This is a genomic window from Xanthomonas sp. SHU 308 (genome assembly GCF_000364645.1).
Classification (GTDB): domain Bacteria; phylum Pseudomonadota; class Gammaproteobacteria; order Xanthomonadales; family Xanthomonadaceae; genus Xanthomonas_A; species Xanthomonas_A sontii.
In genome coordinates, this window is record NZ_AQOK01000282.1 from 1 (window position 1) to 9,989 (window position 9,989).

6 protein-coding genes and 1 pseudogene are annotated in these 9,989 nt (G+C 71.8%); 3 read left to right on the forward strand and 4 right to left on the reverse strand.

Annotation, left to right across the window (positions count from 1 at the left end; translation table 11 throughout):
• On the reverse strand, positions 1-338 hold a 338-nt coding region (locus D588_RS24440; RefSeq protein WP_198526751.1), incomplete at its 3' end, for a CoA-binding protein.
• 478 nt (positions 339-816) lie between these two features.
• On the opposite strand from D588_RS24440, the gene D588_RS0110325 reads away from it, so the two are divergent.
• A complete protein-coding gene (locus tag D588_RS0110325; protein ID WP_017915912.1) occupies positions 817-2,643 on the forward strand; it encodes a monovalent cation:proton antiporter-2 (CPA2) family protein in 1,827 nt (608 codons plus the stop codon).
• Between the two features lie 445 nt (positions 2,644-3,088).
• Here D588_RS0110325 and zwf read toward each other — a convergent pair whose 3' ends face one another.
• Positions 3,089-4,882, reverse strand: a complete 1,794-nt coding sequence (gene zwf / locus D588_RS0110330) for a glucose-6-phosphate dehydrogenase (protein WP_017915913.1) — start codon at positions 4,880-4,882, stop codon at positions 3,089-3,091.
• The gene (locus D588_RS0110335; RefSeq protein ID WP_017915914.1) at positions 4,879-6,669 is read right to left on the reverse strand and encodes a glycoside hydrolase family 15 protein; all 1,791 of its coding nucleotides are present in this window, start codon (positions 6,667-6,669) and stop codon (positions 4,879-4,881) included. Before D588_RS0110335 ends, zwf begins: the two co-directional genes overlap by 4 nt.
• 121 nt (positions 6,670-6,790) lie before the next feature.
• Between D588_RS0110335 and D588_RS0110340 the strand changes: the two genes are divergently transcribed.
• Positions 6,791-7,501, forward strand: a complete 711-nt coding sequence (locus tag D588_RS0110340) for a response regulator transcription factor (RefSeq protein ID WP_017915915.1) — start codon at positions 6,791-6,793, stop codon at positions 7,499-7,501.
• Positions 7,502-7,552: 51 nt separating this feature from the next.
• Here the strand turns inward: D588_RS0110340 and D588_RS0110345 are convergent, their stop codons facing one another.
• Complete coding sequence (locus tag D588_RS0110345; RefSeq protein ID WP_043084295.1) at positions 7,553-8,911, reverse strand: HAMP domain-containing sensor histidine kinase; 1,359 nt, start codon at positions 8,909-8,911, stop codon at positions 7,553-7,555.
• A 213-nt stretch (positions 8,912-9,124) separates the two neighbouring features.
• Here D588_RS0110345 and D588_RS0110350 point away from each other — a divergent pair.
• Positions 9,125-9,989: pseudogene (locus D588_RS0110350) on the forward strand (adhesin); the annotation flags it as partial.

The following is a 9,989-nucleotide window of genomic DNA, read 5'->3' on the forward strand; positions in this document are numbered from 1 at the left end:
GCCGCGGCCGAGCCCGGTCCGCTGCCGAGCCCGGCGGTGAGGATGATCGCCGCGGCCACGCCGCGCCGCGCGGCGATCGACACGATGCGCGGCACCATCCGCGCCGGCGCGGTGATCACCACCAGGTCCGGCACCCAGGGCAGGTCGGTGAGCCGGCGCACCGTGGGCACGCCGTCGATCTCGCGGTAGCGCGGGCTGACCCAGCCGATCTGCCCGGGAAACCCGGCCGCGCGCAGGCTGCGCACCACCGCCCGCCCGGCCGAACGCTCGCGCGGGCTGCCGCCGACGATGGCGACCGAGGCGGGGCGGAACACGGACTGCAGGTGATAGGTGCTCATGGCGGCGGCGGAGGCGAGCGAATGCGCTAACGGTACACGGCTGGCCGCGGCGCGGGGATGATCCGGATCGCGCGCTGCGGCGTTGACGGCGATGCCGCGCATCCGGCGACAGCTGCGCTGGCGAGATTCCGACATCCGCGCGTCGGGGCTGAAGCCCCTCCCACAGGGGCTTGGGTCGGCGGCCCGTTACGCACGAACGCGCGCTTGAGCGGAGTCCGGAACGACGCGGACCATCGCTGGACTTCCCGGTGTGGGAGGGGCTTCAGCCCCGACCCGACCAGGCCACAGAGACCAGGCGGCGGCGCACACCCGGTGCGCAGAGCAGGCGGCGCCGCCTCCCCCGCAGAAAGACCCCGCCAGACAGCCGCCCACCGCCGATCCTTCGCGGATCCGCCATGTCCATCGGAGCCCGCAGGCACAGCCCGGGTCAGCACCCGGTCGCATTGGCGGCCGCATAATGCGGCGATGGAGACGACTCGTGCATAGCGGCGGCCTGGAACTGGCGCTGGTGCTGCTGCTGGCCGCGGTGATCGCGGTGCCGGTGTTCAAGCGCCTGGGCCTGGGCGCGGTGCTGGCCTACCTGGCCGCGGGTGTAGTGCTGGGGCCGGACGGGCTGGGCTTCGTGCAGGACACCGAGCGCATCCTCAACGCCGCCGAGATCGGCGTGGTGATGCTGCTGTTCCTGATCGGCCTGGAACTGTCGCCGGCGCGCTTGAAGGTGATGCGGCATGCGGTGTTCGGCGCCGGCAGCGCCCAGGTCGCGCTGACCGCGCTGCCGCTGGGCGCGCTGGCGCTGTGCATGGGCCTGAACTGGAAGAGCGCGCTGGTGATCGGCCTGGCGCTGGCGCTGTCGTCCACCGCGGTGGGCCTGCAGCTGCTGGCCGAGCGCAAGGCGCTCAACAGCGACTACGGCCGGCTCGGCTTCGCCATCCTGCTGTTCCAGGACCTGATCGCGATCCCGCTGCTGGCCGCGGTGCCGCTGCTCGGCGGCGCCAAGAACGACACCCTGACCTGGACGGAAGTGGGCCAGGCGCTGGGCGCGCTGGCGCTGGTGGTGCTGTGCGGGCGCTTCGTGCTGCGCCACCTGTTCCGCACGGTGGCGCGCACGCGCATGCCCGAGGTGTTCACCGCCAGCGCGCTGCTGGTGGTGCTGGGCAACGCCTGGTTCCTGCAGAAGGCCGGGCTCAGCCCCAGCCTGGGCGCGTTCCTGGCCGGCGTGCTGCTGGCCGATTCGGAGTTCCGCCACGAACTGGAGGCGCAGATCGAGCCGTTCCAGGGCCTGCTGCTGGGCGTGTTCTTCATCGCCGTGGGCATGGGCATCGACCTGGACCGCATCGTCGCCGAGCCGTGGCTGATCGCCGGCGCCGTGGCCACGCTGTTGCTGGTCAAGTTCGCGCTGCTGGCCGGCATCGGCCGCGTGCTGCGCCTGCCCTGGCGCAGTGCGCTGCTGCTGGGCAGCCTGCTGTGGCTGGGCGGCGAGTTCGCCTTCGTGGTGTTCACCGAGGCGCAGCGCGTGCGCCTGCTCGACGACGCCACCCACGACCGCCTGGTCGCGGTGGTCGGCGTGTCGATGGCGCTGACGCCGCTGCTGCTGATCGGCATGCAGCGCCTGCTCGGCGGCAGCGAGGCCGGCAAGGGCAAACAGCCACCGCCGGCCGCGCAGTACGACACCGTGGACACGCAGCGCGCGCAGGTGCTGATCGCCGGCATGGGCCGCTTCGGCCAGATCGTGGCGCGCCTGCTGACCGCGCAGCGCATCCCGTTCGTGGCGCTGGAACACAACCCGGACACGGTGGAGGACCTGCGCCGCTTCGGCAACCAGCTCTACTACGGCGACCCCAGCCGCCCGGACCTGCTGCGCGCGGCCGGCAGCGACGGCATCCGCATCTTCGTGGTGGCGATGGACGATCCGGAGACCAACATCAAGACCACGCGGCTGATCCGCCGGCTCTACCCCACCGCCAAGGTGCTGGCGCGCGCGCGCAACCGCCAGCACGCCTGGCGACTGATGGACCTGGGCGCCGAACCGTTCCGCGAGGTGTTCGCCTCCAGCCTGGAGCTGAGCGAGCAGGTGCTGCTCGGCCTGGGCCTGGACGCGGCGACCGCGCGCGATCGCATCGCCCGTTTCCGCGAGCACGACACGCAACTGCTGCGCGCCCAGCACCTGGTCTACGACGACGATGCGGCGGTGGTGCAGACCGCGCGTGCGGCGCGCGCCGACCTGACCAAGCTGTTCGAGGCCGACGTCAACGATCCGACGGCGGGGCCGGCGGATGCGACGAGCATGGGGCAGCCGCGCGGTTGAGGCGGGCGGCGGGCGTGTGGCCGCGGCCGCATGGTCTGCAGTGTTGCTGGCGTGCGATGCGGTGGGCGGTCGCATCGCTGCCGCTCATGGCGGGCACACCACGAAATCGGTGCGCAGCCTGGCGGTCGGTCAATGCGACATGAGGCGGGTGGCATCCGGCATGGTCGCGTCGGGGCTGAAGCCCCTCCCACACTGGAAGCATTGGCGGTGTCCAGACATAGCGCGCTTGCCGCGCATTGGCGTTGTCGAACCGCATGTCACGCCTGGCCCCGTCGTCTTTGTTGCCGCCAGCAAAGGCCTCGCCGTCGCGGACGCATTCGACCGTCATTGTGGGAGGGGCTTCAGCCCCGACTGCAGGATCCAGCCGCCGTGGCGGTGCCGCTCCTGCTGGCATGGAGACATCTCCCCGAGCACCGGCGCTCACGCCAGCGCCCGGGGCACCGCTTCAGCGCTTGCGCGCGGGACGCTTCGCGGTGCTGTTGGCCGCGCGCTTGGCGGCTTTCTTCGCGACTTCCTTCGCGACCTTCTTGGCGACCTTCCTGGCCGCCGGTGTCTTCACCGGCGACGGGGCAGGCTTGCGCTTGGTCGACTTGCCTGGCTTCGCGGAAGCCGAGGCATCGCCCGCCTTGGCCCCGCCACGCTTCGGCGCCGGCGTCACCGGTCGGGTCTCGGTGGTGGCGGTGGCTTCCGGCGGGCGCCGCGGCGGCGGGCGGCGCCCCGCGGTCAGGGTGCGCCAGGTGTGGCCGCCGTTGAGCGCCAGCAGCGCATCGGCCGCGGCCGGGCCGGCACTGCCGGCCGGGTACTGCGGGGTCTCGTCGGCCGAGGTCTGCCAGGCGTCGAGGATCGGCTGCACGATGGTCCAAGCCGCCTCGACCATGGTCGCGTCCTGGAACAGGCCGGCCTCGCCGTGCATGCAGTCCTGCAGCAGGCGTTCGTAGCCCACCGTGTATTCCTTGGGGAACCAGTCGCGGTAGCGGAAGTCCATGCGCACCGGCGCCAGGCTGACCCGCGCGCCTGGGCGCTTGACGTCGAACTGCAGCGAGATGCCCTCGTCCGGCTGGATGTGCAGCACCAGCCAGTCCGGGCCGTAGCCGCCGATCTCGGCGCTGCGCAACGGTGCCAGCGGCGCCGGCTTGAAGCGGATCGCGATCTCGGTGGTGCGCTCGCGCAGACGCTTGCCGGTGCGCAGGTAGAACGGCACGCCGGCCCAGCGCCAGGTGTCCACCTGCAGCTTCATCGCCACGTAGGTCTCGGTGTTGGAGTCCGGCGGCACCGTGTCCTCCTCGCGGTAGCCCGGCACCGCGTTGCGGCCGATCGCGCCGGCCGCGTACTGGCCGCGGACCACGTCGGCCGGACTCAGCGGCCGCACCGCCTCGATCACCTCGGCACGCCGGCGCAGCATCGCCGCCGGGGTGAAGGCCGCCGGCGGTTCCATCGCGATCATCGCCAGCAACTGGAACAGGTGGTTGGGCACCATGTCGCGCAGGCAGCCGGTGGGATCGTAGAAGCCGCCGCGGCCCTCCACGCCGATGGTCTCGGCCGCGGTGATCTGCACGTGGTCGATGCGGTCGCGGTTCCACACCGGCTCGAACAGGCCGTTGGCGAAGCGGAAGGCGAGGATGTTCTGCACCGTTTCCTTGCCGAGGAAATGGTCGATGCGGAACACTTGGTCCTCGTCAAGCACGCGGCCGACGATGGCGTTGAGCTCGCGCGCGCTCTGCAGGTCGTGGCCGAACGGCTTCTCCACGATCACCCGGCGCCAGCCGCTGCTGGCGCCCTGCTTGACCAGCCCGGCCGACCCCAGCTGTTCGATCACCGGGGCGAAGAAGCGTGCCGCGGTGGCCAGGTAGAACAGCACGTTGCCGCCGGTGCGGTACTGCGCGCCGATCTTCTCCAGCAGCGCGCCCAGGCTGCGATAGGTGCCGGCATCGTTGAAGTCGCCGCGCAGGTAGTGCAGGCGCGAACGCAGCCAGCCCCACACCTCCTCGTCCAGGCCATCGGCCTTGAACTCTGCGTCGCGGTCGGCCATCAGCCCGCGCATCGCATCGCCGAGCATGCGCCGCCACGCTACTTCGCTGACCGCGCCGTGGTCCACGCCGATCACCGCGAATTCCTCGGGCAGCGCACCGCTGTGGCGCAGGTTGTACAGCGCCGGCAGCACCAGGCGCCGGGTCAGGTCGCCGCGGGCGCCGAACACCACGATCAGGCAGGGAGGAGTGGTCTGGGAGGCATCGCTCATGGATGGGTGTCCTGTTCGCCGATCAAGCCATGCAGGCGCAGCGCCGCGTGGACCAGCGCCACGTGCGAATAGCCCTGCGGGAAATTGCCGAGCATGCGGCCGCTGCGCGGGTCGTACTCCTCGGCCAGCAGGCCGACGTCGTTGCACAGCGCGAGCAGGCGCTCGAACAGCGCGCGCGCCTGCTCGCCGCGGCCGAGCAGCGTGTAGTTCTCCACCAGCCAGAAACTGCAGGCGATGAAGGTGCCCTCGCCGGCCGGCAGGCCGTCGCCGCTGGCGTCGTCGGCGCGGTAGCGCTCGACCAGGCCGTCGATGCTCAGGCGGGCGGCGATGGCGTCGGCGGTGGCAGCCACGCGCGGGTCGTCCGGCGGCAGGAAGCCGACCAGCGGGATCAGCAGGGTCGCCGCGTCCAGCCGCTCGCTGCCGTAGCTTTGCACGAAGTAGCCGTCGCGGTGCACGCCCTGCGCCAGCACCTGCGCATGGATCTCGTCGGCCAGCGCGCGCCAGTGCGCGCGTTGCGCGGCATCGGCATCGGTGACGCCGTCGCGCGCGCCGCAGTCGAACGCCAGCCACGCCATCACCTTGGAATGCACGAAGTGCTGGCGCTTGTCGCGGATCTCCCAGATGCCCTCGTCCGGCTCGCGCCAGCGCTGCTCCAGCACCTCCAGCAACTGCCGCGCCAGCGAGCGGCCATGCACCGCCGAGGCCATGCCCTCGTGGTGGCCGCGGTGGAACGCGGCGATCACCTCGCCATAGACATCGAGCTGGAACTGGCCGACCGCGGCATTGCCCACGCGCACCGGCGAAGCGCCTTCGTAGCCGGGCAGCCAGTCCACCGTCCATTCGGACATGCGCCGCTCGCCGCCGATGCCGTACAGCGCCTGCAACTGGTCGGGCGAGCCGGCCACGGTGCACTGCAGCCAGCCATGGAACGCGGCAGCCTCGTCGAAATAGCCGGCCGCGCGCAATGCGGTCAGGGTGAACACCGCATCGCGCAGCCAGCAGAAGCGGTAGTCCCAGTTGCGCTCGCCGCCCAGACGTTCGGGCAGCGAGGTGGTCGGTGCGGCGACGATGGCGCCGGTGGGCAGGTAACTCAGGCCCTTCAGCACCACCAGCGAGCGCCGCACCGCCTCGGTCCACGGGCCGGCATGCAGGCAGCGGTGCGACCAGCCGTGCCAGAACGCCTCGGTCTGCGCCAGCGCCTGCTCCGGCGCCAGCAACGGCGGCAGCTGCAGGTGCGAGGCGCCGTGGCTGAGCACGAACCAGGTGCTTTCGCCGGCCTCCAGCACGAACTCGGCTTCGGTGGCGAAGCCGTGGCCGTGCATGGCCTGCGGACTGCGCAGCGCGATCTGGTCCGGCCCGGCCACCGCCTGCAGGCCGCCCTCGATCTGCGACACCCAGGGAATGGTGCGGCCGTAGTTGAAGCGCAGCTGCAGCTGCATGCGCAGCGGCACACGGCCGTGCAGGCCGCGCACGATCCGCACCACGTGGTTGTGCATCACCTCGTCGTGGCTGGCGACCATGAAGTCGAGCAGCGCCACCGCGCCGGTGTCGGTCTCGAACCGCGTCTCCAGCACCAGGCTGCCGTCGCGGTAGGCACGTGTGCTGGTGAAGTCGCCCTGCGGCGCGATCGCCCAGCGGCCGTGGTCGGGTTCGCCGAGCAGGGCGGCGAACAAGGCATCGGAATCGAAGCGCGGCAGACACAGCCAGTCGATCGAGCCGCGACGGTCCACCAGAGCCGCGCTGCGGCAGTTGCCGAGCATGGCGTAGTCTTCGATTCGCGAGGCCATCGTGGGCGCCGGTGCGGAGGAGCGGCGAGTCTGCCAGCGCCGGTGTTTGCGTCGCGTAATCGCCGCGCGGCGCCGTTCAGGCGCGCGCAAGCGGCCGGCTGCGGCTACACTGCGGCTGCGCATGACTTCCGATCCCGCTGCCGCCGCCCTGCGCACTCTGGTCCTGGAGGACGATCCGATACTGCGCGATCGCATCCTGGTGCCGGGCCTGCGCCGTTTCGGCTTCGCCGCCGACGGCTGCGGCACCGGCGCGGAACTGCAGCAGCGGGTGCAGCGCGAGGGCGCCGAGATCGTGGTGCTGGATGTCGGCCTGCCCGACACCGACGGCTTCACCCTGGCCGGCGCGCTGCGCCTGCAATACCCGGATCTTGGCATCGTCATGCTGACCAGCCTGGGCCAGACCGAGGACCGCATCCGCGGCCTGACCGGCGGCGCCGACGCCTATCTGTCCAAGCCGGTGGAAATCGACCTGCTGGCCGCGACCCTGCACAGCCTGGCCCGGCGCGTGAGCGGGCGCCCGCCTGCGGCGCCGGCGCGCGGGCGCTGGCAGGTGAGCGAGGACGGCTGGTGCCTGCTATCGCCGACCGGCGCCGCCGCCGCGCTGACCGGCAGCGAACGCCGGCTGTGCCTGCGCCTGCTCGAGCAACCGGGCCTGCTGGTGGCGCGCGAGGCCTTGATCGCCGCCCTCACCGACCGCGTGTACGACTTCGACGCGCACCGCCTGGATTCGATGGTGCACCGCCTGCGCAGCAAGGTGCAACGCCGCTGCGGCGAGCCGCTGCCGCTGGCCGCGGTACACGGCAAGGGCTACATCTTCGATCCCGCCGGCTGACGCGCACCGCGCGCGCGCGGCGCCGCAGCGCACAGACCTTCCGGACAGGCGCTACATCGCCACCGCATCGGCGTGCGGCAGCACGATGCGGAAGCGCGTGCCCACGCCCACCGTGCTATGCACCTGGATCCGGCCGCCGGCGCGCACCACCAGATCGCGCACCACCGCCAGGCCCAGGCCGGTGCCGCTGTCGGCGGGCTTGGTGCTGTAGAACGGCTCGAACACCTGCGCGGCCACCTCCGCCGGCATGCCGTGGCCGTCGTCGGCGACCTCGATGACGGTGCCCTCGTCCTCGCTGGACACGGCGATGTCGAAATGGCCGCGGTCGGCGATCGCGTCGCGGCTGTTGGAGGCCAGGTTCAGCAGCATCAGGTCGAACTGGCTGCGCTCGAAACGGATCGGCGCCGGCGCCGCCGGCAGCGCGCAGCGCAGCACGATCCGCGCTTCCAGCAACTGCCGCAGCATCGGCTGCAGGGCCTCCACCGCGGCCGCGGCGTCGAAGCATTCGACATGCTCGGCGTCGCGGCGGCTGAAGCGCAGCAGCCGGCGCACGATGGTCATGCCGCGCTCGGCCGATGCCTCCACCGCTGCGAGGCTGTCCTCCAGCTGTGCGATGCGCTGCGCGTCGCTGGTCAGGTCGTCGTCGTGGCGCGCGGCGGCGAAGCCGGACATCACCGCCAGGATGTTGTTGAAGTCGTGGGCCAGGCCGCTGGCCATGCGCTCGGTGATCTCGCGTTTCTGCGCGTGGATCAGCTGGGTCTGTGCGCGTTCGCGTTCCTGCATCTCCTGCTGCAGGCGCTGGCCGCGCGCGTTGGATTCGCGCAGGCTCTCGCGCAGCGCCTCGGTGGTGCGGTCCAGCAGCAGCGTCACCAGCAGGTAACTGAACAGCACCGGCAGCACGTTGAACAGCGCCTGCGCCGGCGCGCCGGCCAGTTCGGCCAGCGCATCGCGGCCCACGCCGACGCCGAGCATCAGCAGCAAGGCGACGAAGGTGACCCACAGCGCGCGGCGCCCCAGCACCAACCCGGCCAGGATCAGCACCAGCATCTGCGCCAGTTGATCCGGCAACTGCCGCTGGAAGCCGTGGATGGCGGCGTTGACCAGCAACGAGCCGAGCATCGCCCCGAGCAGCAGCCGCACGCCGCCGCGCAGGGCGCCATGGCGCACGCGCACGAAGCCGATCGCCGCGCACACCCCGATCAGCAGACTCATGGTCAACGAAATCAGCATGCCCGGCGGCAGCGGCTGCCCGCGCAGCTCCGGCCAGGCCAGCACCACCGCCACCACGATCGTGGCGGGAATGGTCACCGCCAGGAACAGCAGCAGCAACTGGATCACCCGCGCATTGCGCCGATCCACCTCGTCCACCAGCGGCGCGCGGCCCAGCCAGTTCCAGAACGCCTTCGCCATGCCGCCGTGCTCCATTCCCGTTCAGTGAGAATCCGATGATGATCATGCGAGAACTTGCAGGTGACAAGCCGGTGACGGCGGGCCTAAGTTCGCATGACGGAACACGCCCGGGGACGACGGCGCTGCTTCCAGACCACTCCAGACCGATGCGGAGGCGCACACGCGCCGCCGACGTCACCTTCTGCCCTGCCGTTTTTTCAGCCCGAGATCGCCATGAACGCATGCTCTTCCCTGCGCGGCACCGCCGCCCGTCATCCGATTCCCCGCGCGTACAGCACCCTGGCCCTGGCCTGCGCGCTGTGCCTGACTTCGACGGCGATGGCGCAGACGCCGACCACCACGACGACCGGCACAGCCCAGTCCACCGGCACCGACGCCACGGCCAGCGACGCCAGCGCCACGCCGGCCGCGACCACCTACGACCCCAGCGTCTACTTCAAGGCCACCGGCAGCGCCGACAGCAACGCCGGCGCCGACGCCGACGGCGACGAAGCGCTGGCCGCCGGCGAGGCCGCCTCGGCGGTCGGCACCGGCACCATCGCGCTCGGCGGCGGTGCGGTCGGCTACGCCAACCACGCGGTGGCGGTGGGCCACAACAGCCTGGCCACCGAGGTCTCCACCACCGCCGTCGGCGGCATGCTCGACCTGGATTTCTCCTACCAGCCCAACGGCGTGGTGATCCTGCAGCAGACTTCGGCCACCGGCGTGGCCGCCACCGCGCTGGGCGCCGGCGCCCAGGCCAGCGGCAAGTACAACGTGGCGGCCGGCGCCGGCGCGATCGCCAGCGACCGCTCCAGCGTCGCCGTCGGCGGCATCGTCGACGTGGGCGAGGAGATGAGTCCGGGCTTCGGCGCCGAAGGCACCCAAATGCAGGCCACGCAGGCCACCGGCCCGCTGTCCACCGCGCTGGGCGGCGGCGCGCTGGCCACGGCCTACAGTTCCACCGCGGTCGGCGCCCTGGCCGAAGCCAGCGCCAACCGCACCGTCGCCGTCGGCACCACCGCGGTGGCCAACCAGTACGCCGCCGTGGCGGTGGGCGCGCAGAGCCAGGCCACCGCCGAGTGGGCCACCGCCTTCA

What these genes read in the sequence shown, in the direction of transcription:
- D588_RS0110340 (WP_017915915.1), top strand. Translation starts at nt 6,791, where the DNA reads ATGACTTCCGATCCCGCTGCCGCCGCCCTGCGCACTCTGGTCCTGGAG.
- D588_RS0110335 (WP_017915914.1), bottom strand. Translation starts at nt 6,669, where the DNA reads ATGGCCTCGCGAATCGAAGACTACGCCATGCTCGGCAACTGCCGCAGC.
- zwf (WP_017915913.1), bottom strand. Translation starts at nt 4,882, where the DNA reads ATGAGCGATGCCTCCCAGACCACTCCTCCCTGCCTGATCGTGGTGTTC.
- D588_RS0110345 (WP_043084295.1), bottom strand. Translation starts at nt 8,911, where the DNA reads ATGGCGAAGGCGTTCTGGAACTGGCTGGGCCGCGCGCCGCTGGTGGAC.